General features: G+C 62.3%; 22 protein-coding genes. 8 read left to right on the forward strand and 14 right to left on the reverse strand.

Features of this window, described 5'->3' with window-relative positions:
• The 9 genes from K0F85_RS21965 to K0F85_RS22005 form a co-directional block, all read right to left on the reverse strand.
• A complete protein-coding gene (locus tag K0F85_RS21965; protein ID WP_219118051.1) occupies positions 1-1,083 on the reverse strand; it encodes a zinc ribbon domain-containing protein in 1,083 nt (360 codons plus the stop codon).
• A gap of 8 nt (positions 1,084-1,091) precedes the next feature.
• The gene (locus K0F85_RS21970; RefSeq protein ID WP_219118054.1) at positions 1,092-2,213 is read right to left on the reverse strand and encodes a zinc ribbon domain-containing protein; all 1,122 of its coding nucleotides are present in this window, start codon (positions 2,211-2,213) and stop codon (positions 1,092-1,094) included.
• A 65-nt stretch (positions 2,214-2,278) separates the two neighbouring features.
• Entirely contained in the window at positions 2,279-3,001 is a 723-nt protein-coding gene (locus K0F85_RS21975; protein WP_219118056.1) for a hypothetical protein, read from the reverse strand.
• 47 nt (positions 3,002-3,048) lie between these two features.
• Positions 3,049-4,017, reverse strand: coding sequence for a zinc ribbon domain-containing protein (locus tag K0F85_RS21980; protein WP_219118058.1), 969 nt, complete (start codon positions 4,015-4,017; stop codon positions 3,049-3,051).
• A 273-nt stretch (positions 4,018-4,290) separates the two neighbouring features.
• On the reverse strand, positions 4,291-6,552 hold the full coding sequence (locus K0F85_RS21985; RefSeq protein ID WP_219118141.1) for a YgiQ family radical SAM protein: 2,262 nt from the start codon (positions 6,550-6,552) through the stop codon (positions 4,291-4,293).
• Positions 6,553-6,778: 226 nt separating this feature from the next.
• Positions 6,779-7,057 carry a DUF4404 family protein gene (locus K0F85_RS21990; RefSeq protein ID WP_219118059.1) on the reverse strand — a complete coding sequence of 93 codons (279 nt, stop codon included), beginning with the start codon at positions 7,055-7,057 and terminating at the stop codon, positions 6,779-6,781.
• An 11-nt stretch (positions 7,058-7,068) separates the two neighbouring features.
• Positions 7,069-7,281, reverse strand: coding sequence for a VF530 family DNA-binding protein (locus K0F85_RS21995; protein ID WP_070219603.1), 213 nt, complete (start codon positions 7,279-7,281; stop codon positions 7,069-7,071).
• 109 nt (positions 7,282-7,390) lie between these two features.
• Entirely contained in the window at positions 7,391-9,535 is a 2,145-nt protein-coding gene (locus tag K0F85_RS22000) for a M3 family metallopeptidase (protein ID WP_219118061.1), read from the reverse strand.
• 237 nt (positions 9,536-9,772) lie between these two features.
• Positions 9,773-11,980, reverse strand: a complete 2,208-nt coding sequence (locus K0F85_RS22005) for a M3 family metallopeptidase (RefSeq protein WP_257572963.1) — start codon at positions 11,978-11,980, stop codon at positions 9,773-9,775.
• A gap of 256 nt (positions 11,981-12,236) precedes the next feature.
• Here K0F85_RS22005 and K0F85_RS22010 point away from each other — a divergent pair, with 256 nt between their 5' ends.
• A complete protein-coding gene (locus K0F85_RS22010; RefSeq protein WP_219118063.1) occupies positions 12,237-12,608 on the forward strand; it encodes a DUF6404 family protein in 372 nt (123 codons plus the stop codon).
• A 17-nt stretch (positions 12,609-12,625) separates the two neighbouring features.
• Here the strand turns inward: K0F85_RS22010 and K0F85_RS22015 are convergent, their stop codons facing one another.
• Positions 12,626-12,844: a SlyX family protein gene (locus K0F85_RS22015; protein WP_219118064.1), complete on the reverse strand. Its 219-nt coding sequence runs from the start codon at positions 12,842-12,844 to the stop codon at positions 12,626-12,628.
• Positions 12,845-13,002: 158 nt separating this feature from the next.
• Here K0F85_RS22015 and K0F85_RS22020 point away from each other — a divergent pair, with 158 nt between their 5' ends.
• Both K0F85_RS22020 and K0F85_RS22025 read left to right on the forward strand, forming a co-directional pair.
• Positions 13,003-13,383, forward strand: a complete 381-nt coding sequence (locus tag K0F85_RS22020) for a type II toxin-antitoxin system RelE/ParE family toxin (RefSeq protein WP_219118066.1) — start codon at positions 13,003-13,005, stop codon at positions 13,381-13,383.
• Positions 13,380-13,730 carry an addiction module antidote protein gene (locus K0F85_RS22025; RefSeq protein WP_219118068.1) on the forward strand — a complete coding sequence of 117 codons (351 nt, stop codon included), beginning with the start codon at positions 13,380-13,382 and terminating at the stop codon, positions 13,728-13,730. The genes K0F85_RS22020 and K0F85_RS22025 overlap by 4 nt, the downstream gene beginning before the upstream one ends.
• A gap of 11 nt (positions 13,731-13,741) precedes the next feature.
• On the opposite strand, the gene K0F85_RS22030 is transcribed toward K0F85_RS22025, so the two are convergent.
• On the reverse strand, positions 13,742-15,802 hold the full coding sequence (locus tag K0F85_RS22030) for a UvrD-helicase domain-containing protein (RefSeq protein WP_219118070.1): 2,061 nt from the start codon (positions 15,800-15,802) through the stop codon (positions 13,742-13,744).
• Between the two features lie 209 nt (positions 15,803-16,011).
• On the opposite strand from K0F85_RS22030, the gene K0F85_RS22035 reads away from it, so the two are divergent.
• Complete coding sequence (locus tag K0F85_RS22035; RefSeq protein ID WP_219118072.1) at positions 16,012-16,497, forward strand: SRPBCC family protein; 486 nt, start codon at positions 16,012-16,014, stop codon at positions 16,495-16,497.
• Here K0F85_RS22035 and K0F85_RS22040 read toward each other — a convergent pair.
• Positions 16,494-17,615, reverse strand: coding sequence for an HD-GYP domain-containing protein (locus tag K0F85_RS22040; protein ID WP_257572964.1), 1,122 nt, complete (start codon positions 17,613-17,615; stop codon positions 16,494-16,496). The two genes, K0F85_RS22035 and K0F85_RS22040, sit on opposite strands and share 4 nt — an antisense overlap.
• 164 nt (positions 17,616-17,779) lie before the next feature.
• Positions 17,780-19,228, reverse strand: a complete 1,449-nt coding sequence (locus K0F85_RS22045; RefSeq protein ID WP_219118073.1) for a dihydrolipoyl dehydrogenase — start codon at positions 19,226-19,228, stop codon at positions 17,780-17,782.
• A gap of 129 nt (positions 19,229-19,357) precedes the next feature.
• Between K0F85_RS22045 and K0F85_RS22050 the strand changes: the two genes are divergently transcribed.
• Positions 19,358-20,248 carry an ArgP/LysG family DNA-binding transcriptional regulator gene (locus tag K0F85_RS22050; RefSeq protein ID WP_219118074.1) on the forward strand — a complete coding sequence of 297 codons (891 nt, stop codon included), beginning with the start codon at positions 19,358-19,360 and terminating at the stop codon, positions 20,246-20,248.
• Here K0F85_RS22050 and K0F85_RS22055 read toward each other — a convergent pair whose 3' ends face one another.
• The gene (locus tag K0F85_RS22055) at positions 20,249-22,270 is read right to left on the reverse strand and encodes a primosomal protein N' (protein WP_219118076.1); all 2,022 of its coding nucleotides are present in this window, start codon (positions 22,268-22,270) and stop codon (positions 20,249-20,251) included.
• Between the two features lie 387 nt (positions 22,271-22,657).
• On the opposite strand from K0F85_RS22055, the gene K0F85_RS22060 reads away from it, so the two are divergent.
• From K0F85_RS22060 to cpaB, 3 genes are all read left to right on the forward strand, one after another.
• Entirely contained in the window at positions 22,658-22,834 is a 177-nt protein-coding gene (locus K0F85_RS22060) for a Flp family type IVb pilin (RefSeq protein WP_219118078.1), read from the forward strand.
• A 133-nt stretch (positions 22,835-22,967) separates the two neighbouring features.
• Entirely contained in the window at positions 22,968-23,516 is a 549-nt protein-coding gene (locus K0F85_RS22065; protein ID WP_219118079.1) for a prepilin peptidase, read from the forward strand.
• A complete protein-coding gene (cpaB, locus tag K0F85_RS22070) occupies positions 23,513-24,343 on the forward strand; it encodes a Flp pilus assembly protein CpaB (protein WP_219118080.1) in 831 nt (276 codons plus the stop codon). The genes K0F85_RS22065 and cpaB overlap by 4 nt, the downstream gene beginning before the upstream one ends.
• Positions 24,344-24,385 lie beyond the last annotated feature (42 nt).

Consider the following 24,385-nt stretch of genomic DNA (forward strand, 5'->3'; position numbering starts at 1 on the left):
TTAATCGCGCATGCGCTGCAGCACCGCGACCGGCATGCCGCCCACGGCGAGCGTGGCCGTATTGTTATCGTTGCTCAGGCTAATCTGCATGGCGATGCCGCCTGCGTCTTCCGGCGTGAGCGTCACGACATTGCCTTCCGTGCTAAACGTGCCCTTGCTTACCTTGTCACCTTCGATGATGCTGTCACGCGTAAATTCCAGCACACCACCCATGGGCGACTTCCACTTGCCCACCAGCGGGTGGCCGCCAAAGCGGAATACGCTTTTCAGCTTGTCCAGCATGCCCGCTCCTTGCGCGCCAGACGCCTGGCGCATGGCACCGGCCATAAGCATGGCGGCCTGCTGCAGTTGCGCGCGGTCGGTAACTTGCCATCGCTTGTCGACCAGGGCCAAGGGCAGTTGCACTTCCAGGTCGCCATGCGGCAAGCGTTGCAGGATCTGCGCGCGGTCCGCCGATGTGGCGAGCCAGGCCGCCTCATCAGTCAACGCCAGCGTGGCAGTGGCCATCGCCACCTGCTGACCGCCCATCTCGCGCACTTGCTCGTAGCCGCTGACCTTGGCCACTTTCACGCCCTTGGCCACGCACAGCTTGTCGCCGCGCAAGGCCGCCTTGCCCGGCGCTGCCAGCGCATAGACAAATTGCGATTGCGCCAGCCAGCCACCGCTGCCTTGCTCGACGGGAGCGTTGTACAGGCCGTTACGCACGAGGATATCGAGCCACTGCCGCGTGGAACTGTCGTACGAGGCCACCCGGATCTCTTCCTTCTGGTACGGCAAGTTGCTGAGGCACAGCAACTTGTCGCGCGCCGCCTCGTCGCTTGTCAGATGGGCGTCGATGGCGCGGCTGAAACTGCTGGCCGAGGCCGCTTCGGGCGCCAGCAACCACGCCAGGGCGCCACCGGCCACGATGACCACCGCCAGCACGCCGCCGGCAATCATGACGTGGCGCCGCTTCACGCCAGCCCCGACCGGACTGGCCGGCGCCGGCGCTGCCGCAGCAGCAGGCAAGGTATTGCCGCATTCATCGCAAAATCGCGCGCCCGGGGCATAGGCCGTGCCGCATTTGGTACAGAAGTGAGCCATGGCGTACCTTACTTGAGTTTATGCGCGCATTCGCCGCAGAACGCATCGTCGGATGCGACCGGTGCCTTGCAGTTCGGGCATTGCAGGCTCTCAGCCGGCGCAGCGGCTGGCGCTGCTGGCGCGGCTGGGCTAGCCGCCTGCTCGGCCAGGGCGCGCGCGCGTTCACGCGCTTCCTCGGCCTTTTTCTTGACCGTGGCCAGGCCGTCGTTGAGGCTCGCTTCCGAGGCGCTGAAATCGACGTTGCGCGTGGCATCCAGGTAAATGATGCACACGCCCTTGGTGAAGATCAAACCAGGCACCACGGCTGCGGCCGCCATCAGCAAGCCGCCGCCAAGGCCGGCAGCGATGATATAGCCGGAACCGCTGCCGCCACCCAGGCCCGAAGCCAGCGCATAGATATTCATCTGGCCACCCAGGCCCAGGATGCCGGCCGACATGCCCGTGGTCAGCGACACGCCCGTACCCAATACACCAAAGATCAGCAGTGCCACGAACGAGGTGATCAGGAACAGCAGCACTTCCAGCAAGATCACGGACACCAGCTTGGTGCGCACGATCTGGTTCAGGCGGGCAATGATCTGGAACACGCTGGCACCCGACCAGGCGGCAGGGCCGGCCAGCGGCAGCATCACGTAGAACAGCGCGAACACCAGCACCCCCAGCACGATGGCCGATAGCGGGAAGACCACCGTGTACAGCACAGGACCGAGCACGGGGATTTTGCAGACGAACAAGATGATGGCGATGGCAATCATGGCCGCCAGCACGATCAAGAATTCCAGGAAGACGACCGCGATCAGGCGGTGGCTCGTGTACAGCGAGACGAGCATGGCATCAACCAGGCTCAAGCCAGGCTGGCCCTGCGCATCGCGCATCAGCAGGATGCCCACGGCGTTGGAGCCGTAAAACATCACGAGGAAAGCCATCAGGCCGCCCAGGAAGGCCAGTACGACACTGCTCATGCTGCCGGCAAGCATCGTCAGTACACCACCGACGAGGACGGCGCCGATGAAGGTCAGGGCCAGCAGGGCAATTGCGCGGAAATTCTTGATGGCGTCGGTCGCTTCGATCAGCGAGCCCACGGCGGAGGAAAAGGGAAGAGGTTTATGTGCTTCTGTGGAAATGGTCATGTCTAGCCTGGAAGGGGAAAATCGGAAGGGGACGGCCTGCCTGGCCGTCCCGTGGTCATGCTATGTCAGTAGGCCAGCGCCAGTTGCAGGTCGGACGCGGGCGATGGGCGCTGGACGATCTGCAGCTTGACGTCCTGGCCACCGACGCGCTTGCTATTCAGGTACAGGGCCGTGCGTACCGGGTAAATCCCCTGCGGCACGCCTTCAGGCATGGGAATCGAGAAGCCGCCCTTGTAGGCGCCACTACCGTTATTGCTGCTGACCACCTTGCGCACGGTTTTGATCAAGTCGCCATTTGGCTTGTACAAGCTCAATTCCTCTTCCACCAGCGGGTTCGGATCGCGCGTGCCGGCCGCTACTTCGATATACGAATTGGTCTGCGCTTTCTGGCCCGGACGCACGGAGGATGGCGTAAAGCCCGTCTCGTACTTCACCAGGGTCGATTGCTCGGGCAACTTGCCCTTGTTGGCCACCTTGTAATCGCTCTGCACCTGTTGCGCCGTCTTGACTTGCTGGCTTTGATAATTCAAGGCCACGCAGGCGAGTGCGCCCAGGCTGGCGCCCAGGGCCGCGCCGCGCACGGTATTGTTGCCACCGCCCAGCAAGCCGCCCACGACGGCGCCGATGCCGGCCAGCATGGCCGTATTGCATTCGCCGCTGGCCGCTTCCGTGCCTGCGGTGGTGGTGCCGGTGGCGCCAGGGCCGCCTGGCGCGGCGCAACCGGCCAGCATCGAGGACACGACCAGCAAGGCCACCATGGGCTTGGCAATTTGTTTCAAGTTTTTCACGTTATTCTCCGGGAAGATCAAAATAGGAAGGGCAGGCGAGCAGCGGCTTACTCGATCTGGATTTGCGACAAGGCCTTGTCTTGCGCTTCTTTCGCCTTGCGCTTGATGTCTAGCGCGTAGCGGTTGCCCGTGTCCATGCGCAGCACGGCATTCGCATTGGCAATGGCACAGTCGTATTTGCGTTGGCTCATGCAATGGCTCGCTTCCGACAAGCTCTCCGTGATCACGCTTTCGAGACCGGAAGGCTTGCTGACAGGCGCAGTTGGCGGTGCCATTTTGGCGGGCTTGGCCGGCTTTTCCACGACCGGGGCTGGCGCCGGCGCCGGCGCGGGAACTGGCGCGGCGACAGGTGCCGGGGACGGCGCGGCTGGCGTCACGGCAGGCTCGGTCGCCGTGGCACCATCGAGCACGGGATCGCTGATGGCCAGCGGCGTTTCGGCGGCAGGTGGCGCTGCGGCGGCAGGCGCAGTTTCCGCCGGCAAGGCCGGAGCGGGTTCCGGCGCCGACGCCGACGCTGGCGGCTTGCTTGAGAGGAAATAATATCCACCCGCAGCACCAAGCAGCACGACCGCCGCGACGGCGGCGGCGATCAGCTTGATGCGCCCGCTACCAGTCGCGCTGTCAGGCACGCAAGCTGGTGCTGGCGCTGCTTCTGGTGCAGGCGCGGGTTCCGGTTCGGCACGGCGCTTTTCCAGCACGGGCGGTGGCACTGGGGCGGCTTCCGGCACGGGTTCAATGACGGACGCAATGACCGGCTCAATGGCAGCTTCAATGACGGGCGCAATGACCGGCTCAGGCTGCGGCGCCGCTGCGGCCAGGGGCGCCACGCCAAAGCTGAACGCACACTTGGGGCAAAACTTGGCATCGGGCTTGCAATCATGGCCGCACTGGCCACAGGATTTTCCCGGCACCGGGGCGGCGGCGGCGGGAGCTACGGCAAACGTCGTGCCGCAAGAGGAACAGAATTTTGCGCCCGATTTATTCTCGGCCTGGCAGGAAAGGCATTTCACTGGCATCTCTTTTCATATCAACGCTGACGCCGCACGCCTGTATCGCTTGCCAGAATGGCAGCTTTGTTGCCGTACGGCTAAATATTCAAGGAGTATATTTTCAAACACCAAGTTGCCACAAGGGAAAATTGCCTTTTGCTCTATTCAATTCTTAAATATTGCTAAAAATCCTGTCGCCCCCACATTTTTCGCCCCATCTTGGTGCGCAGATGACAAAAAACCCGGCAACGCAGTCCGCGTTGCCGGGTTTTCAGTCGCTGTCCGAGAGACGAAGACTGCTTATTTGCGCCCGCCCCGTGCCGGCGCGCCATGGCCGCCCTTGGCCGGCGGCTTGCTGCCACGACCCATCGGCACGGCGGCCGGCTTGGCCTTCGTCTTGATGGTCGACAGGATCGATGGGCGCACTTTCGACTCGGCGGCCGATGCTTTCGGCGCCGCTGCCGTGCCGCCCAGGGCGATACGGCTCTTGCCTGGCGCCACCTTGAACTTGTCCGGCGTGCCCGTGCCATGCGTCTGACGGCTTCGTTCGCCTGCGGCCAGGCCGCCCGATTCCGACGACGTCCAGGCAGGAATCAAGTGCTTGTCGCCATTGCCGATCAAGTCGCCACGGCCCATATTGACCAGCGCTTCGCGCAAAATCGGCCAGTTGGCCGGGTCCTGGTAGCGCAGGAAAGCCTTGTGCGTGCGGCGGATCTTGCCGCTGCGCGCCGTTTCCACCACTTCCGAATCCTCTGTTACCTTGCGCAAGGGATTCTTGCGCGTGTGGTACATCGTCGTGGCCATGGCCATCGGCGTGGGCATGAAGGTTTGTACCTGGTCCAGCTTGAAATTGTTTTTCTTCAGCCACAGGGCCAGGTTGAGCATGTCCAGGTCCGTCGTGCCCGGATGGGCGGCGATGAAATACGGGATCAAATACTGTTTCTTGCCCGCTTCCAGCGAGAAACGGTCGAACATTTCCTTGAACTCGTCATACGCGCCAATGCCGGGCTTCATCATCTTCGACAAGGTGCCCTCTTCTGTGTGCTCGGGCGCGATCTTCAGCAAGCCGCCGACGTGGTGCGTCACCAGTTCCTTCACGTATTCGGGCGAACGCACGGCCAGGTCGTAGCGCAAGCCCGAGCTGATCAGCACTTTCTTGATACCGGGAATGGCGCGCGCCTTGCGGTACAGGGAAATGAGCTTGCTGTGGTCCGTCCCGAGGTTGACGCAGATGGACGGATACACGCAGGACAGGCGGCGGCACGAGACTTCGATCTCTTTTTCCTTGCAAGCGAGGCGGTACATATTCGCCGTGGGGCCACCCATATCGGAAATGGTACCCGTAAAGCCTTTGGTCTTATCGCGGATATGCTCAATTTCGCGCAGGATCGACGGCTCCGAACGGCTCTGGATGATGCGCCCTTCATGTTCCGTGATCGAACAGAAGGTGCAGCCGCCGAAGCAGCCGCGCATGATATTGACGGAAAAGCGGATCATTTCCCAGGCGGGAATATGCGCCTTGCCATAGCTCGGGTGCGGGGCGCGCGCGTAATTCATGTCGTACACGCCATCCATCTCGTCCATGGCCAGCGGCAGCGGCGGCGGATTGAGCCACACGTCTCGTTCGCCGTGCGCCTGCACCATGGCACGCGCATTGCCGGGATTCGACTCCAGGTGGAACACGCGCGACGCGTGCGCGTACATGACGGGGTCATCCTTGACGACATCGTAGGCGGGCAGGCGCACCACCGTCTTGTCGTGCTTTTCCTTGGCCATGGCCAGGCGCTCTTCGCGGCTCATGATGCGGATCGGCTTGATGACTTCGGCCGATTTCGAGGCATTTTCCGTGGCGCAGGCGGTCTTGTCTTCCTGCACCATCTCGTACGGGCTGTAGTGCGGGTCGATCTTGCCGGGCACGTCGACGCGGGTGGAATTGTGCACGCCCCAGTCGTCGCCGGGCAGCCAGCCGGACGGCACCATGAAGGCCGTGCCGCGCAAGTCGCGGATATCCTTGATGTGTTCGCCAGCGGCCAGGCGGTGGGTCAGGTCGACCAGCGCCCGCTCGGCATTACCGAAGATCAACAAATCAGCCTTGGAATCGGGCAAGACGGAACGGCGGACTTTGTCCGACCAGTAATCGTAATGGGCGATGCGGCGCAGGGACGCTTCGATGCTGCCGATCACCACCGGCACGTCGGGATACGCTTCGCGCGCGCGCTGGGCGTATACGGTGACGGCGCGGTCCGGGCGCTTATTCGGTTCCGCATTCGCCGTGTAGGCATCGTCGGAACGGATCTTGCGGTCGGCCGTGTACTGGTTGACCATGGAATCCATGTTGCCGGCCGTAATGCCGTAGTACAAACGCGGCTTGCCGAGAATGCGGAAGGCGTCGGCCGACAGCCAGTCGGGCTGGCTGATGATGCCGACGCGGTAACCCTGGGCTTCGAGCAGGCGGCCGACGAGGGCCATGCCGAAACTCGGATGGTCGATGTAGGCGTCGCCCGTGACGAGGATGACGTCGCACTGGTCCCAGCCCAGCGCGTCCATCTCGGCACGCGACATCGGCAGGAAAGGCGCCACGGCAGCGCGGGCAGACCGCTTGGGAACGGTCGCAAATAAATTGGTAGGGGAGCTCATAGGGTACGGATTGTACCGGAATTGGCCATTTCCAACCTGACGGCCTGCTTTTTACTGTTGGATTTTCGTATAAAAAACGTTTATTTTTCAATCACTTGGGGAAATGTGGCCCTTTCCCGCAGGAACGGGCCCAGCATTTCTCAATACTTGCTTAAATACCCATATTAGCTAAAATCTCACCCAATTCCCGCAGCGCCGGTTCCAGTTTCGGATGCTTGACGGCAAACTTGGCCGACAATTCCTGGCTGCGTTCGGCCAGGCCATAGGTGGTCGACTCTTCATCCTGTGCCTGCGCGGCGCGCTTTTCCATCAGCAGTTTGATGTCGACATCGAGCTTTTGCAGCAAACCCTGCAGTTCTTCATCGACGGGGCCGCTGCTTGCCAGTGTTGAATGCAGCTGTTGCAGCGATTCCTTGAGTTTGCTATCCATGTTTTTTCCTGTCAGTCAGTAAATTGCGTGTCCAGGAACAACTGTTCCACCTTGCTCCTGGCCCACGGGGTCTTGCGCAAAAACTTCAGGCTCGACTTGATGCTGGGATCGCTGATGAAGCAATTGATATCGATGTGCTTGGCCAAACCGTCCCAACCGTAGTGGGCATGCAGGCGCGTCACGATACCTTCCAGGGTAATGCCATTCAAATCTTGCTGACTCATATACTCTTTCAACTGCCTTCTTATTGACATCTTACTCAATTCTACGCCGCCGGCACGGAAAGCTTGCGTGCGCCAGGTCAACGCAACGCAAGCTTCAGTTGAGGACGGCTTACTTGGCGTTCAAGCCACGGCGTTCCAGCAATGGTTCCACGGTGGCGTCGCGGCCACGGAAGTCACGGAACAATTGCAAGGCATCGACACTGCCACCACGCGACAGCAATTTGCTGCGGAACCAGTCGCCATTCTTGCGCGTCAGGCCGCCGTTTTCCTTGAACCAGTTGACCGATTCGGCGTCCAGTTTTTCCGACCACAGGTAGGCGTAATAGGCTGCCGAATAGCCGCCCGAGAAGCTGTGCGAGAAGTATGTCGTGCGGTAGCGCGGCGGCACGGGCGCGTAGTCGACGCCCGCATCGCTCAAGGCCGCTTTTTCAAAGGCCAGCACGTCCGTCGGAATCTGCGCTGGCGCCAGCTGGTGCCAGCGCTGATCCAGCAAGGCGGCCGACAGGTATTCCGTGGTCATGAAACCCTGGTTGAATTTCTTCGCCGCCATGACTTTATCGAGCAATTCCTGCGGCATGGCCGCACCGCTCTGGTAGTGCTTGGCATAGTTTTGCAGTACTTCCGGCCACACGGCCCACATTTCATTGACTTGCGACGGATATTCGACGAAGTCGCTCGGCACGCTGGTGCCGGCAAAGCGCGGGTATTTCACGTTCGAGAACATGCCGTGCAAGGCATGGCCGAATTCGTGGAACATGGTCGTCACTTCATCGAACGTCAGCAGGGTCGGCTGGCCGGCGGGCGGCTTCGGAATGTTCAATTGATTGGCGACGACGGGATGCGTCCCCATCAGCGACGATTGCGACACATATTCATTCATCCACGCGCCGCCATGCTTGTTGCCGCGCGCATAGAAGTCGGCGATGAACAGGGCCAGCGGCTTGCCGTTGGCATCGAGCACGTCGTACACGCGCACGTCCGGGTTGTACACCGGTAGATCCGTGCGCTGCTTGAAGCTGATGCCGTAGAGTTTATTGGCGGCAAAGAAAACACCGTTGTTCAGCACACTGTTCAATTCCAGGTACGGTTTCAGCTCGTTTTCATCAAAGTTAAAGCGTTGCTTGCGCAGCTTGTCGGTATAGATGGCCCAGTCGGCGGCCGCCACCTGAAAGCCGCCCTTTTCCGCATCGACCACTTGCTGCAGGTCGGCCGCTTCGCGGCGCGCATTGGCGACGGCCGGTTTCGCCAGTTCCGACAGCAGGGTGTTGACGGCCGTGGTGGTCTTGGCCGTCTGGTCTTCCAGCGAATACGCGGCGTAGTTGGCGTAACCAAGCAGGGTGGCCCGTTCGGCGCGCAGTTTTGCCAGCTTCAGCACGATGGCGCGGTTGTCGAACTCGCCGCCCTGGCTGCCCCGGTTCAGGGAGGCATCCATCAGGCGCTGGCGCGTGGTGCGATTGCTCAGCACGGCCAATGGCGGCTGGCCGCTGGTATTCACCAGGGCGATGAGGAACTTGCCCGTCAAACCGCGTTCCTTGGCGGCGGCGGCGGCCGTATCGATATCGCTGTCCGTCATGCCGGCCAGCTCGGCACGCGTGTCGACGACGAGACCCTTGGCATTCGTTTCCTTCAGCACGTTTTGCGCGAAGGCCGTTTCCAGGCCTGCCTGCTCGGCGTTGTAGGCTTTCAATTTTTCCTTGTCCGCATCGGACAGCTTGGCACCGGCGCGCACGAAATCGGTGTGATAGCGGGCCAAGAGGCGCAAGGATTCGGCATCGAGGCCCAGCTTGTCGCGCTTGGCGTACAGGGTGTCGATGCGGGCAAACAGTTTCGGGTTCAGGGTGATCGCGTCGGCATGCGCGGCCAGCTTGGGCGATACGTCCACTTCCACCGCTTCGAGCACGCTATTCGTGTTGGTCGAGGTCATGTTGCTGAAGATGCTCTGCACGCGGTGCAGCAACTGCCCCGTGCGCTCGAGGGCCACGATGGTGTTTTCAAACGTGGGCGCCTGGCGATTGTTGGCAATCGCATTGACTTCGGCCAGCTGGCGTTTCATGCCTTCGGCAAACGCCGGCGCGTAGTGAGCATCCTTGATCAGGCCGAACTGCGGCATCTGAAATGGCAGCGGACTGGCTTTGAGCAAAGGATTCTGGGCGCTGATGGCGGCGGCGGGTGCAGCGGCGGCGGCCAGGGCGGAAGGAGCGGCGTGGGCCAGCATGACGCTGGCGGCGATGACGAGCAGTTGTGGACGGATCATGACATCTTTCAGGAAGCGCGGGGAAGAACCGCGATCGCGTCGCGGGCCAGTGGCAGATCATAGCAGCCTGTCACACAGGCGTCATCCGACATGGGCGATCCTGTGGTGCAGCACGCCAAATGTGCGGTTTACCACGGTTTATCATCAACATCGCCAAATAAAAATGGCCGCCAATTGCTTGGCAGCCACTTCACTGACCCGGCCTTGACGCCGGAATCACACGACTTACTTGCCGGCTTATTTCACGCTCAGGCCACGGCGTTCCAGCAGCGGTTCGATCTTCGCATCACGGCCGCGGAAGTTGCGGTAGATGTCGAGCGCATCGGCGCTGCCGCCGCGCGACAGCAGCTTGGCGCGGAACCAGTCGCCGTTCTTGCGCGTCAGGCCGCCGTTTTCCTTGAACCACTCGACCGTGTCGGCGTCGAGTTTTTCCGACCACAGATACGCGTAATAACCGGCCGAATAGCCGCCCGCAAACGCGTGCGAAAAATACGTGGTGCGGTAGCGCGGCGGCGCCGGGGCGAAATCGATGCCCGCGTCCGTCAACGCGGCCTTTTCAAAGGCCAGCACGTCGGTGGGGATTTGCGCCGGAGTCAGCTGATGCCAGCGCTGGTCCAGCAGGGCCGACGCCAGGTATTCCGTGGTTTTATAGCCCTGGTTGAAATTGTCGGCCGCCGTCACTTTCGCCAGCAGTTCGGCCGGGATGGCCGCGCCCGTCTGATAGTGCTTGGCGTAGTTTTGCAGCACTTCCGGCCACAGCGCCCACATTTCATTGACTTGCGACGGGTATTCGACGAAGTCGCGCGGCACGCTGGTGCCGGCGAAGCGCGGGTATTTCACGTTCGAGAACATGCCGTGCAGCGCATGGCCGAATTCGTGGAACATGGTGTTGACTTCGTCAAACGTCATCAGGGTCGGCTGGCCTGCTTCCGGCTTCGGAATGTTGAGGTTATTCGCGATGACGGGCTTGCGGTTCAGCAAGCTCGACTGGCCCACGTAAGCATTCGCCCAGGCGCCGCCGCGTTTGTTGCTGCGCGCGTAAGGGTCGAGCGTGAAGATGGCCAGCTGCGTGCCGTCTTCATTGTAGACGTCGTACACCAGCATGTCGGCCGTATAGACGGGCAAGTCGGTGCGCTGCTTGAAGGTGAGACCGTACAATTTCCCTGCAGCAAAGAAAACGCCCTTGGTCAACACACTGTGCATTTCAAAGTACGGTTTTAATTGGGTCTCATCAAAGTTGTAGCGTTCGGCGCGCACCTTGTCGCTATAGAAGGCCCAGTCGGCGGCGCCCACCTTGAAGCCGCCTTTGCCCGCATCGATGACCTTCTGGATATCGTCCGCCTCACGGCGCGCATTGACGACGGCCGGCTTCGCCAACTCGCCCAGCAGGGCGTTCACGGCGGTGGTGTCGTGCGCCGTCTGGTCTTCCAGCGAATACGCTGCGTAGTTCGGGTAGCCCATCAAGGCGGCACGTTCGGCGCGCAGTTTCGCCAATTCCAGCACTTCCTGGGTGTTGTCGAACTCGCCGCCATGGCTGCCGCGCGCTTGCGAGGCAGCCATGATGCGTTCGCGCAAGGCGCGATTGGTCAGCAGCGACAGCGGCGCCTGGCCCGTCGTGTTGACGAGGGCGATCACATATTTTCCATCCAGGCCGCGCTTCTTGGCCAGGCCCGCAGCCACTTCGATGGCCGCAGGCGACAGACCGTCCAGCTCTTCGCGCGTGTCGACGACGACAGCCGAGGCGTTCAATTCTTTCAGCACATTTTGCGCGAACTTGGTCGACAGGGCCGCCAGCTTGCCGTTGTAGGCGCGCAGCTTTTCTTTGTCGGCCGCCGCCAGCTTGGCGCCGGCGCGCACGAAGTCCGTGTGATAGCGGGCCAAGAGGCGTTTCGATTCGGCATCGAGGCCCAGCTTGTCGCGCTTGGCGTACAGGGTATCGATGCGCTTGAACAATTTGTCGTTGAGCATGATCGCGTCGCTGTGGGCTGCCATCTTCGGCGCCAGCTCACGTTCCAGGCCCTGGATCGTGTCATTCGTGTTGGAGCCGGACATCACGGAAAACACGGTGCGCACGCGGCTCAGCAACTGGCCCGAGCGCTCCATGGCGACGATGGTGTTGTCGAAGGTGGCCGCTTTCGGGTTATTCGCAATCGCATTGATTTCCGCCAGGTTGGCGGCCATCCCTGCCGTAAAGGCGGGCGCGTAGTCGGCGTCCTGCACTTTGTCGAACGGTGGATAGTTGAATGGCAAGCTGCTGGCTTGCGCGAACGGGTTCGAAGCGGGCAAGGCTGCCGAGGTAGCGGCATTGGTTGGCGCGGCGGCAGCGGTGGCGGTGGCGGTGGCGGTGGCGGTGGCGGTGGCGGCAAAAGCGGCGGCGGCAAAAGCGGCGGCGGCTGGCGCCAGCATCAGGCTGGCGGCGATGACGAGCATTGTTGGACGGGTCATGTCTTCTTTCAGGAAACGCAAGAGAGCCGCGATTGTGTCGCGGGCCAGCCTGAAATAATAACAGCCTGACACACTTGCGTCACCAGCAACTACCGATGGTAGCGATACGCCCCTACATGAAAGGTTTTCATGCCTGGCTCTACGGACATGCACACCGATACGGCAGCGCCCGTGACCGGACCAATAGAAAAATATCAATGCTCAGCTGACCTGTATGGCATATAGTATTCATTCGGCAACAATAGACGGAGAATCCATGAGCTTTGAACACCGCAAGGCACGCGCCCTGGAACTGTTGAGCAGCACGGGCATGGCCCGGAGCCACTATGCGCCGCCGCTGATACGCCTGTTGTGGAAGGCCGGCGTGCCAGTACCGCCGCCGCATTTCCAGTCCTTCCTGCGTGCCGCGCTCGGCATGGGGCTCTGGTTCGGCATGTTCTGGGGCCTGATCATGTGGATTTTTTTCTGGTCGCGGCCCGATGCCGCCACCCCCTTATCGCCCCTGGCGGCGCTGGTGGCGGCCTGTGCGGCAGGCAGCCTGTTTGGCATCGCCATGGCCAGCGTCTATGCGCGCGACCGGCGCAAGCACCAGTTGCCGGCATGGACAGCGCTGGACGAGCAGCGGTAGCCAAGCAATTTCCTTGCTTAATAGTGCGGCGGGCGCTCGCTCACCAGTCCGCCATTTGCCTGCTGCGCCCCGTCGCGCACGTGCTCGCCCAGCTTGTGCAGCATCGCTTCCAGCTGGTCGATGCGCTTGCCCTGCTGGTACACCATCTGGTTTAGCGACTCGACCAGGTCTTCCTGCTGCGCCAGCTTGATTTCGATATCGACGAAACGTATTTCCATCTGTTCTGCATTGTCCATGGTGCTCTCGGTGATTCCTGACTAAAAGCGGCATTCTACCGCCGCAGCCGCGTGAGCCAGGACAAACTCCCTCCATTCGTCAGCAGGCGGGCCACGATTTCTGTTTATTCTCCCTGTATGGGCTCAAACCGCTTGACGAATGAGAACAAACGATTACAATGAACCTATCCACTTTGCCTGTCCTGATCGACACCCGCAAGACGGCAGAATTCCGGCGCTGGGAAAATGGCTTGCACGACGTGGCAGCCGCCGCCATCGATGCGCGCATCAAGCATTTGCAGCATGGAAAAAGGGGCGACTGGCGGCCAGTAGGCGAAGGTGTGTGCGAGTTGCGCTTCTTGCAGACGGGGCCCGGCTGGCGCGTGTATTTTCACGAGACCAATCTGGGCACCCTGATCTTGCTGCTGCTGGGCGGCACCAAGTCCAGCCAGCGACGCGACATCAAGCAGGCGCAAGCGATCCTCAGGGACTTGAAAGTCCGGCAGGCTGCCATCAGGCAAGCAGCGGCAAGCCCATCGACAGGAGCACGAAAGAAATGAACCAACACCCAGACACCTTCGACCTCGACGACCTGGAAGCATTAGGCCTGAGCACATTTGACCCAACGCAACACCTGACCAGCAAGGCCGCCGTGGCCGCCTACATGAGCGAAATCATCGCCACCGGCAACGCGGAACTGTTCCAGTCGGCCATGAATGACGTGGTGCGCGCCTACGGCATGGGCAAGGTGGCGGCCAGGGCCGACATCACGCGCGAAGGCGCGTATAAAGCCTTGCGCGAAGGCAGCAAACCGCGCTTCGAAACCATTTTAAAGATGCTCGATGCACTGGGCATGCAGCTGGCCATCGTGCCAAAAACCACGCCGGACGGCGCCGTGGAAGCGTGAACGTTTTTTAATTAAACTTTCGGCGCGGCCAAGAGCGCCTTCATGCGCGCCAGACGTTCTTTCGGCGAAATGATTTCCGACTCCGTCGGCACGGCGTCGCCCACATCGAGTTGCATTTCCTTGATGAACCGTGAGGGGTCGCAATGGACTTGCTCGCCGGCCCGCTTGCGCTTCTTGCACCAGGTGACGTGCAAGGTGCGCTGGGCCCGCGTGATGCCCACATACATCAGCCGTCGCTCTTCCTGGATGCGCGCGGCGATGGTTTCGGCCGGCGCGTCAGGGTCGCCCTTGTGCGGCAAAATCCCCTCTTCCACGCCCACCAGAAACACGTGCGGGAACTCCAGCCCTTTCGACGCGTGCAGGGTGGACATGCGCACGGCGTCCTGTTCTTCGTCCTTGCCTTCTAGCATGGTCATCAGGGCCACCATCTGCGTCAGTTCCAGCACGTTCTTTTCTTCGCCGTCGCGGTCCTTGCCGCCCCGGCCACGTTCCTTCAGCCAGTTGACGAATTCCAGCACGTTCTGCCACTTGCTTTGCGCTTGCCGCTCCTCGAAGGCATCGTACAGATACGATTCGTAGTGGATTTCCTTCATCATGTCGTCCAGCACTTCAGCTGCGTTGTCGCCGCTGCCAGCCGCACCCGGACGGCTGGCGCGCGATTCGAGGTCATTGATGAAGTTGCAAAAGTCGCGCAGCGGCCCCAACTGCCGGTCCGTCAGCTTGGCCTCGATGCCGCCCTTGAACACGGCCTGGAACAGCGAACACTGCCATTGGCCGGAAAACGCGCCCAGCACTTCCAACGTCGATTGCCCCACGCCACGCCGCGGCGTCGTCACGGCGCGGATGAAGGCCGGGTCATCGTCCTCGTTGGCCAGCAAACGCAGGTAGCTGATGATGTCCTTGATTTCGGCCTTGTCAAAGAAGCTCTGGCCGCCCGAAATCGTGTATGGAATGCGTTCCTTGCGCAGACACTGCTCGATGATGCGCGCCTGGTGGTTGCCCCGGTACAGAATGGCGTAATCGGAAAATTTATTCTTGCGCTCGAAATGGTCGGCCGAGATCATGATGGCCACTTGCTCCGCCTCCTGCTCATCCGTTTGCATGCCCAGCACCTTGATCGGTTCGCCCAGGCCGTGCTCGGACCACAGCGACTTTTCAAACAGCTTCGGGTTGTTGCCGATGACGGCATTGGCCGCGTTCAGCACGCGCATGGTGGAACGGTAATTCTGCTCGAGCTTGATCACGCGCAAATCGGGGAAATCCGTTTCCAAGGTCTTCAGGTTTTCCACCGTGGCACCGCGCCAGGCATAAATGGCCTGGTCGTCATCGCCCACGGCCGTAAACATCGGCTTCTTGCCGATACCCGTCACCATCAGTTTCACCAGTTCGTACTGGCAAGTGTTCGTATCCTGGTATTCGTCGACCAGCAGGTAGCGCAGGCGGCGCTGCCACTTGTCGCGCACGGGGCCGTTGTTGCGGAACAGTTCCACGGGCAGGCGGATCAGATCGTCGAAATCGACGGCCTGGTAGGCAGACAGGGTGGCAACATAGCTGCGGTAGATGCGCGCCGCGTTCGCCTCGTCCTCGTCCTTGGCTTGCGCCAGCGCCATGTCCGGGTCGATCAAGCCATTTTTCCAAAGCGACATGGCGCTCTGGATGCCGCGTATCACCTGTTTATCGGTGGTAATGGCAAGGTCTTGCACGAGCGAAAAACAATCGTCGCTATCCATGATGGAAAAGCGGTCCTTCAAGCCCACGCCATTGGCTTCCTGACGCAGGATTTTCACGCCCAGCGAGTGGAAGGTCGACACCGTCAATTGCTTGGCCTGGCGCGGCTGCTTGAGCAGCTTGGCGATACGTTCCTGCATTTCCAGCGCCGCCTTGTTGGTAAAGGTCAGCGCGGCGATGGTGCGCGGGTCATAGCCCCGGTCTTCGATCAGATGGGCGATCTTTTGCGTGATCACGCGCGTCTTGCCCGAGCCGGCGCCCGCCAGCACCAGGCAAGGGCCGTCGAGGTAGGTAACCGCTTCGCTTTGGGGCGCATTCAGACCGAACTGTGGTGCTTTGGACATCAGGGTATTTCCGCAGGGAACAGCAGCCCATTGTAACAGTCTCGCGCCCGCCATTTGCAGGGCAAGACCTGCGTGAAAAACAGGCATTGACATTGATATCTCGCCAATTGCCGCCATCTTGGCCCATGCAATGCGTGCGGCGATGTCAGCGCTGGGGTACCATTCCGCCTATATCGCCCGTGCGCGCCCACTTACCGAATGGCAGTCCCATGAAATTTGAACACTTGATTGAAATCAACGATCCTTTGAACCCCCTGATCGACACCTTGAGCCTGGAACAGGTCTGGCGCGGCCTGGTCTTGCGCGCCGAATCGCCCAGGCTGTTCGTGCCGCACCTCGATGAATGCCAGATCAGCCAGCGCAGCGATGCCGGTTTCGCGCGCAGCCTGCGCTATGGCGAGCTGGTCATCAACGACAGGGTGCTGCTGCTGCCGCAATTGCAGGTGCGCTATGAAGTGCCGGCGCAACAGGATATCAGCGCCTCTTCGCTGGTGATGACCATCGAGATGCCCGACGAGGCCAGCCTGTGGGTGCGCTTCCAATATGACGACGGCCACGACGCGGCCACCGATGCGGCCAACGCCCTGTACGACGACTTCCGCCGCTCCGCCTACAAGGAGTCCGACATCGACACCGTGCGCATCATGCGCGAGCTGGCGCTCGAGGGACGGCTGGATGCGGGCTTGCTGAATTAAGCGCGCGCGCTGCGGCCCCACAACTGGTCAGGGCGAAACTGCAAGCCCGCCTGCTCCGCGCTGAGCACTTCGCGGATGGCGTGCAAGTCCACGCGCGTATCGCGCCGCAACGGCACGTCCAGGCGCGCGCCGCGCGGACCGATCAGCGACTGCACATGCGGCGTGGTGGCATTCAAGCCCTTGCGCGTGACGACGCCGATTTCCCCATTCAACAGTTTGACGAAGGTGCCGACCGGGTAGATGCCCAGCTCACGCACCAGCAGCGAGGCCAGCGGCGCATCCAGGGTGGCCTTGTCGGCCATCAGCATTTCGCGCAGTGCCACGTTCGGCAGCAAGGGCTGGCGGTAGCTGCGTTTCGACACGCGGGCGCAATAGCGGTCGGCCAGCATGATTAGGCGGGCGCCGATGCCGATCGCCTCGCCTTGCGTGCCCAGCGGATAGCCGCTGCCATCGATATTTTCATGGTGCTGCAGCACGGCCTGCAGCCAGACGGCGTCCGTCACGCCCGTCGCGCGCAGCAAATCGACACCCGCTTGCGGATGCGCACGCAAATAGGCGCGCTCATCCGCGTCCAGCGGCCCCGCCTTGTGCTGGAAGTCCGCATGGCGTTCCAGCATGCCCACATTCATGCTCAGCGCGGCCTGCACCACGCTGCGTACGACGCCATCATCGAGTTTCAGGGCGCGCGCCAGCAGGGCCGTAATGACGGCCGTGTCGACGCTGTGGCGCACGGCAAAGTCACCCGCGCCCTGGTTGTGCAGGATGCAGGCCAGCGCCACGTCGGCGTCCAGTGCAACGGCCTCTTCCACCAGTTGCGCCAGCGGCGCCAGCGAGGCTTGGCTGCCCGCCTGCCCGGCGGCAATGGCCGGCAAGACGAGGGCCAGGCCTGCCGTGACGCAATTCAGCATGCGCAGGGCCGAAGGCGCTTCCGTGGCCGTGCGCGGCAGGTCGGCACTGGTATCGGCGATGACGCCGCGTGCCAGCAGCAGTTCGATCTGGTTCTCGCTGCTGATGACATGGCCCAGCCTGGCCAGCAAGCCGCCCGTCTCGCCATGCACGTCCCAGGGCAGGGCCACGCCCAGGGCGAGTTCTCCCGCGTAAATGCGCCGAATTTTCACATCGTCTCCGTCATCGCTAGCCGCCACCCTTTTTACCATCGGGTGATCGTGGGGCATGAATCAATTGAAATGTTTTTTGCTTTTAATCAATGTTTCAATGTGGCAGCGATGATCGCGCAATCATGTGCGCTTGTCTACAAAATTGTTTAAATACAAAAATTGCATCACACGCCAGGCGAGCAATCGGCGCAGCCGGGCGCATGTTCCGGGTCTTTTTCCAGATGCAGCGCCAGTTCGCGCAAGGCCGTGCGCACGCCTTCCTCGATGACGGGGTGGTAAAACGGCATGTCGAGCATGGCCGGCACCGTCAGCTGGGCCTGGCATGCCCAGGCAAGCAGATGACCCAGGTGCTCCGCCCTTGGACCGATCAACTCGGCGCCAAGAAAGCGCTTGCTGCCAAATTCCCCATACACGCGCAGCAAGCCCTGGTTTTGCAGCATCACGCGGCTGCGGCCCTGGTTGCCGAAGGACACGGCGCCGACGGCGAAGCGTCCCGCGTGGCTCACGCAGAGTTGCTGGTAGGTGGCGCCCAGGGTGGCGATCTGCGGCTCCGTGAAGGCGATGCTCAACGGCGTGCGGCGCAAGCCCGGTTTGACGTCAGGAAAGCGCGCCGCGTTGTCGCCCGCGATGCGGCCCTCATCGGCCGCCTCGGGCAACAGCGGCAAGGCATTGTCGGCATCGCCCGCGATGAAGATGGCGCTCTTGCCGCATTGCATGGTGTGCGAGTCATGCAGGGGAATGCCGTGGAGGTCGAGCGCGATTTGCGTCGTCTCCAGGCCGATAGCATGCACGTTCGGCGCGCGGCCGATGGCGGCCAGCACATACTCGAACTGCTCGGTTTTTTCCACGCCCGTGCCATCGCGGCTGGTCAGCGCGACGCCGCTGCCATCCGGGCTTTTCGCCATGTGCGCCACGCTGGTCTGGAAGCGGATATCGAGTTCGCGCGCCAGCACGGCGTCCGCCTCACGCAGCACCAGCGGGTCCGTCAGCTGCGCGACTTTATTGCCGCGCGCAAACAACGTCACGCGCACGCCCAGCCGCGCCAGCGCCTGGCCCAGCTCCAGGCCGATGACGCCGCTGCCGACCACGGCCACGGAGCTTGGCAAATCCGTCCACTCGAACACGGCGTCGCTGGTGATGACCCTGTCGCCGGCCGCCTGCCACTCGGGCGGCACGATGGGCGTGGAACCGGTGGCAATCACCACGCTGGTGGCTTCGACGAGGGTATGCTCATCCACCTGCAGCTTGCCCGGCGCGATGAAGCGCGCATGGCCGCGCAGTTTTTCTTCCTCGGGGATGGCGTTGACTCCGTCGAGCACGAAGCCGACAAAGCGGTCGCGCTCGCTGCGCACCCTGGCCATCACTTGCCGGCCATCGATGCGCACGGGGCCAGGATATACGCCAAAAGCGGGCGCCGCAGCCACCGCATGGGCCGCCTCGGCGGCGGCGATCAAGAGTTTGCTGGGCATGCAGCCCACGCGCGCGCACGTCGTGCCGTAGGGCCCGCTTTCTATCATCAGCACGCGCTTGCCCTGCATGCGCGCCGCCTTGTGCGCCGTCATGCCGGCCGTGCCGCTGCCAATCACGGCCACATCCACTTGTATTGTCTTCATGGTGCTGTCCATCCCACTGAGGTTGCTCATAGCGTTCGATACTACCCGTTTGCCGAAAATAAGGTTTTACTTTGCTGCAATATATGTATTAGTATAACTAATCATTTTTAGAATTTATAAGCTGAGCTAATGGGATCACTCGATTATCGCGCGCTGGCGGTGCTGGACGCCGTGGCCAGCCACGGCAGTTTCGACAAGGCCGCCCTGGCGCTGGGCATCACGCAGTCGGCCGTCTCGCAGCGCATCAAGGCGCTGGAAGACGCCAGCGGGCGCCTGCTGATCATCCGTGGCCAGCCAGCCGTGCCGACGGGCCTGGGCCAGCGCCTGATCGTGCATCACCGCAACGTCAAGCTGATGGAAGCGTCGCTCGACATCGACCTGGGCAACAGCGTCAGCATGCCGGAAATCGCCATCGCCATCGATGCCGACAGCCTGGCCACCTGGTTCCCCGATACCTTGCCTGCCCTGCTGGCGCCGCCGCGCTGCCAGCTCGACGTGCGCCTGGCCGACAGCGACAGCGCCTTGCAGATGGTGCGTGACGGCTCCGTGTTTGGCTGCGTGTCGGCAGAGTCCGGTACAGCGATCGACGCGGCGGCCGCCACCAGCGTCACGCCGCTGGGCACTTTGCGCTATGTCTGCGTGGCCACGCCCGTGTTTGCCGGGCACTGGTTCGGCGATGGTTTTATTGCCGAGGCGGTACAACTGGCACCCGCCGTCGTGGGCCAGCATGGCTTGCTGGCGCGTTTCCTCGCTGAACAATTAAGCATGCGTGAACCGTTTCCGCACCACACCCTGCCCGTGGAGGCGGCGCGCCGCAGCTGCGTGCTCGATGGCCTGGCCTACGGCCTGATGCCGCAACGCCTGGCCGCGCAGGCGCTGGCGACGGATCGCCTCGTCGATTTGATGCCGGGTAACACCCTGGACGTGCCGCTGAGCTGGCATGCGTGGACTCTGGACACGCCGTTTACCAAGTTGCTGTCCGAGCAGATCGTCAAGTCGGCGCGTGATTACCTGAACTAATCAGATATCCAGCGGGTCCACTTCCAGCGACCATTTCACGCGCGTCTTCATGGCGCGCAATGCACCTAACCACTGCTTCAGGAAAGCCTGCAGCGCGGGCCGCGAGGGGGACTCGAGCAGCAGCTGGGCACGGTCCACGTTGTACACGCGCGTCATGCTCATGGGTATCGGATCATTGATGGTCACCTGCGGGTGCGCCATGCATTCCTTGGCCGCCTGCAGGAATTCGATGGCCGTGGCCAGCTCGGGGGCTTCCGCGCGCAGCAGGGCCTGGAACAGATACGGCGGCAGCGCCGCTTGCGCCCGCTCTTCCAGCAAGGTGGTGGCGAAATGGTCGTAATCGTGGTTGACGACGGCATCGTACAGCGGATGGCGCGCATAGCGCGTCTGGATCAGCACCTCACTGACGCTGCCCCCTTCCGTCTGCGCAGCCCGCCCAGCCCGGCCCGCCACCTGCATCAGCTGGGCAAACAGGCGTTCGCTGGCGCGGTAATCCTGGGAAAACAGGGCCGTGTCCGGGTTCAAAATGCCCACTAAAGTCAGCTTTTTGAAATCGTGCCCCTTGGCCACCATCTGCGTGCCGATCAGAATATCCACTTCGCCCCGGTGCACGGTGTCGAACGCTTCCTGCGCGCTGCCCTTCTTGCGCGTGGAGTCGGCATCGATGCGCAAAATGCGCGCCTCGGGAAACAATTGCTGCAAACCCTCTTCCACCCGCTGCGTGCCGCGTCCCAGCGGTTGCAGATCGACGTTGCCGCAGGTGGGGCAATGGCGGGGAATGCGCAATTCCAGGCTGCAATGGTGGCAGCGCAGCCGGTGTTCGGGCTTGTGCAGCACCATGAACGAGGTGCAGCGCGTGCAATTGCTGATCCAGCCGCACGATTCGCAGCAGATCACGGGGGAATAGCCGCGCCGATTCAAGAACAGCAGCGACTGCTCACCGCGCTCCATGCGTAGCTTCAAGGCGGCGACCAGATGCGAAGTCAGTCCATCCTTCGGCTTGTCGCGCTCCATGTCCAAAATCTTGACGCGCGGCAGCACCGCATTCTTGACGGCCCGTTCGCGCAACTCCAGCTTGCGGTAGCGCCCCGTCTGCGCATGGTGCCAGCTTTCCAGCGAGGGCGTGGCCGAACCGAGCACGATGGGAATCTGCAATTGCCAGGCCCGCCACACGGCCAGGTCGCGCGCCGAATAGCGCAAGCCTTCCTGCTGCTTGTAGGACGGATCGTGTTCCTCGTCGATGACGATCAGTTTGAGCTTGGGCAGCGAGGCCAGGATAGCCAGCCGCGTGCCGAGCACGATACGCGCCTGGCCCTGGTGGGCGGCCAGCCAGTGCAGCATGCGCTCGCCTTCGGACAGGCTGCTGTGCAAGGTGGCCAGCATGACGCCGGGAAAGCGCGCGCGGATATTGCCTTCCAGCTGGGGCGTGAGGTTGATTTCCGGCACCAGGATGAGGATTTGCGCATCGTCCTCGCGCGCCAGCACCTGGGCGCAGGCTTGCAGATACACTTCCGTCTTGCCGCTGCCCGTCACGCCGTACAGCAGGGTCGGCTTGAAACCCTGCGCCCCGCCGATGGCCTCGGCCGCTTCCTGCTGGGCGGCATTGAGCGCCGGCATGTTCAGCGGCGTGCCGTCATGCGCGTCAGCCAGCTTGCCCAGCTTCTTGATGGCGCGGTCCAGCGCCACGGTGGTCAGCACACGCAAGTTCTTCGGTAAACCCGGCAGCGCCACCTCGCCCAGCGGGCGCTGGTAGTAATCGGCGGCAAAGGCGGCCAGCGCCAGCCACTGTTCCGACAGGGGCGCCAGTTGGCTGCGCACGGCCAGCACATCCTTCAATTTCGCGGCGGGCACGTCGGTGCTGTCGCTTACGCCGATGATCAAGCCCATCACGTCACGCCGGCCGAACGGCACCAGCGCCAGCTGTCCCACTTGCGGCAACGGCCCCTCATCGCCGTTCCAGCGATAGTCGAACAGGACGTTCAGGGGGGTGTCGAGCGCGATTTTCAGGATGCACTGCGCCATGGGTGGGATTGCCTATCTAAATAATGGTGAAGCCATGCGAGCCGGCCGGCCATGATACTTGGTCTGTTCGGCAAACACCTAACAGCAAGCCGGGAGTTGTCTGAATTATCACCAAAAATAACAGTGTTATGCGCGAGCCAGCGGGGCTGCGGCCCCTGGTACAGATGTCCTGTGCAGGCCAGGCAAAAAGGGGCCGATTGTACCAAGCCGAAAGTGACCTTTGTGTGATGCCTGTCCAGACGGCCGAGACTATAGTGAGCGCTTCGGCAATTTTGTAGCAATAAAAGCAATGCCAGCCTGCCGAAACCGCTCGCGCACGCAGTCCGCCTGCCCTGCGTTTTGGCTGGCAACGACGACCTACCCCACCACCTCAACAAGGGAAACATCATGCAAGCTATCAAAAATTTCATTCGTAACGAAGACGGTGTCACGGCTATTGAATATGCGCTGATCGCCGCGCTGATCGCCACCGCGCTGGTCGTCGGCGTCACCGCTCTCGGCAAGGATATCCAGAAGGCCTTCACCACTATCGGCACCAACCTGACGACGCCGCCGAAGCCTTGATTTCCGTCATTTTCCAAGCCTAGTCATCGCGCTCGATGCCGGCCCGTCCACGGCTGGCATCAACCCGCTGCACTTTCACTGCCGGCACGATGGCCACGCCATCTTGCCATTCTCACTCGGCCCACGTACATCGATGACTGCCTTTCTTTCGATCACCCTCCCCACCTTGCTGCTGTGCGCCCTGCTGGCCTGCGCCGTCTGGCATGACGTGCGCAGCCGCCGCATCCCGAATGGCCTGGTCTTTGGCGGCGCGCTGGCGGCCCTGCTGCTGCATGCCGTGCTGACGCCGGCCGGCGGTGGCCTGGGCGTGCCGGCCGCGCTGGCCGGACTGGCGCTGGGACTGGCCCTGCTGCTGCCCATGTACATGCTGCGCGCGCTGGGCGCCGGCGACGTCAAGCTGATGGCCATGGTGGGTGCCTTCATGGGGCCGCAGCAACTGATGTCGGCCACCTTGCTGACCCTGCTGGCGGGTGGCGTGCTGTCCCTGCTGGTGGCCGCCTGCACGGGCGTGCTGCGCCAGGTCCTCGGAAATAGCTACCGCATGCTGTTCTACAGCCTGCTGCGCGGCGTCAGCGGCGGCAATGCCCGGCTCGATGCGCCCCAGGCCGCCAGCGGCAGGCTGCCGTATGCGATCGCCATTGCCGCCGGCACCCTGCTGTCCTTTTTCTGGAGCTTTTCATGAGACATACCCGCGCCATCGCGCTCATCGTGCTGGCCTTCGTGGTGGCCCTGGCCGCCGTCCTGGTAGCGTTGCGCTGGATCAACGCACAAACGGCGCCCAACAGCAGCAAGGTAGCCGTCGCCAGCGCCGACATCAACCTGGGCGCGCGCCTGGCGCCCGAGATGATCACGCTGGTGGACTGGCCAGCCAGCGCCTTGCCGCCGGGCGCCATCAGCGACGCCAAGCTGCTGGAGGCCAGGGTTGCGCGCAGCAATATCGGCCGCGGCGAACCTGTTTTGGAAAGCAAGCTCGCGCCCGTCGGTACGGTGGGTGGCCTGTCCGCCGCCCTGGGCGACGGCAAGCGCGCCATGACGGTACGCGTCAACGACGTGGTGGGCGTGGCCGGCTTCGCCCTGCCCGGCAACTTTGTCGATGTGCTGGTCAATACCCAGGACGAAGCGGAAAAGAAACGCACGCAAGCCAACGATGCGGCCATTTCCAAGATCGTGCTCGAACGCATACTCGTGCTGGCCATCGCCCAGGAATCGAGCCGCGACGATACCAAGCCCAAGGTGGTCAACGCGGTGACCCTGGAACTGACGCCGGAGCAGGCGGAAAAGCTGGACCTGGCGCGCAGCGTGGGCACCTTGTCGCTGGTACTGCGCAACCAGATCGAAGACCAGCCCGTCAATACGGACGGCGCCACCCGCGCCAGCCTGCTCGACCTCAAAGCGCCCGCCAAGCCAGCCGTGGCCGTCGTCAGGCGCGCCGTCGCGCCGCCGGCGCGCGCGGCCAGCGAGCGCATCGAAGTCATCAAGGGCCTGGAGCGTAGCGCACAGCAATTCTGATGGCCATTCCAAGAACGATTTCAAGCACTGATTGGGGAAGCA

Source organism: Janthinobacterium sp. UMAB-56 (assembly GCF_900095265.1).
GTDB lineage: Bacteria > Pseudomonadota > Gammaproteobacteria > Burkholderiales > Burkholderiaceae_D > Janthinobacterium.

What these genes read in the sequence shown, in the direction of transcription:
- K0F85_RS21965 (WP_219118051.1), bottom strand. Translation starts at nt 1,083, where the DNA reads ATGGCTCACTTCTGTACCAAATGCGGCACGGCCTATGCCCCGGGCGCG.
- K0F85_RS21970 (WP_219118054.1), bottom strand. Translation starts at nt 2,213, where the DNA reads ATGACCATTTCCACAGAAGCACATAAACCTCTTCCCTTTTCCTCCGCC.
- K0F85_RS21980 (WP_219118058.1), bottom strand. Translation starts at nt 4,017, where the DNA reads ATGCCAGTGAAATGCCTTTCCTGCCAGGCCGAGAATAAATCGGGCGCA.
- K0F85_RS21985 (WP_219118141.1), bottom strand. Translation starts at nt 6,552, where the DNA reads ATGTCGCGTGCCGAGATGGACGCGCTGGGCTGGGACCAGTGCGACGTC.
- K0F85_RS21990 (WP_219118059.1), bottom strand. Translation starts at nt 7,057, where the DNA reads ATGGATAGCAAACTCAAGGAATCGCTGCAACAGCTGCATTCAACACTG.
- K0F85_RS21995 (WP_070219603.1), bottom strand. Translation starts at nt 7,281, where the DNA reads ATGAGTCAGCAAGATTTGAATGGCATTACCCTGGAAGGTATCGTGACG.
- K0F85_RS22000 (WP_219118061.1), bottom strand. Translation starts at nt 9,535, where the DNA reads ATGATCCGTCCACAACTGCTCGTCATCGCCGCCAGCGTCATGCTGGCC.
- K0F85_RS22005 (WP_257572963.1), bottom strand. Translation starts at nt 11,980, where the DNA reads ATGACCCGTCCAACAATGCTCGTCATCGCCGCCAGCCTGATGCTGGCG.
- K0F85_RS22010 (WP_219118063.1), top strand. Translation starts at nt 12,237, where the DNA reads ATGAGCTTTGAACACCGCAAGGCACGCGCCCTGGAACTGTTGAGCAGC.
- K0F85_RS22015 (WP_219118064.1), bottom strand. Translation starts at nt 12,844, where the DNA reads ATGGACAATGCAGAACAGATGGAAATACGTTTCGTCGATATCGAAATC.
- K0F85_RS22020 (WP_219118066.1), top strand. Translation starts at nt 13,003, where the DNA reads ATGAACCTATCCACTTTGCCTGTCCTGATCGACACCCGCAAGACGGCA.
- K0F85_RS22025 (WP_219118068.1), top strand. Translation starts at nt 13,380, where the DNA reads ATGAACCAACACCCAGACACCTTCGACCTCGACGACCTGGAAGCATTA.
- K0F85_RS22030 (WP_219118070.1), bottom strand. Translation starts at nt 15,802, where the DNA reads ATGTCCAAAGCACCACAGTTCGGTCTGAATGCGCCCCAAAGCGAAGCG.
- K0F85_RS22035 (WP_219118072.1), top strand. Translation starts at nt 16,012, where the DNA reads ATGAAATTTGAACACTTGATTGAAATCAACGATCCTTTGAACCCCCTG.
- K0F85_RS22045 (WP_219118073.1), bottom strand. Translation starts at nt 19,228, where the DNA reads ATGAAGACAATACAAGTGGATGTGGCCGTGATTGGCAGCGGCACGGCC.
- K0F85_RS22050 (WP_219118074.1), top strand. Translation starts at nt 19,358, where the DNA reads ATGGGATCACTCGATTATCGCGCGCTGGCGGTGCTGGACGCCGTGGCC.
- K0F85_RS22055 (WP_219118076.1), bottom strand. Translation starts at nt 22,270, where the DNA reads ATGGCGCAGTGCATCCTGAAAATCGCGCTCGACACCCCCCTGAACGTC.
- K0F85_RS22060 (WP_219118078.1), top strand. Translation starts at nt 22,658, where the DNA reads ATGCAAGCTATCAAAAATTTCATTCGTAACGAAGACGGTGTCACGGCT.
- K0F85_RS22065 (WP_219118079.1), top strand. Translation starts at nt 22,968, where the DNA reads ATGACTGCCTTTCTTTCGATCACCCTCCCCACCTTGCTGCTGTGCGCC.
- cpaB (WP_219118080.1), top strand. Translation starts at nt 23,513, where the DNA reads ATGAGACATACCCGCGCCATCGCGCTCATCGTGCTGGCCTTCGTGGTG.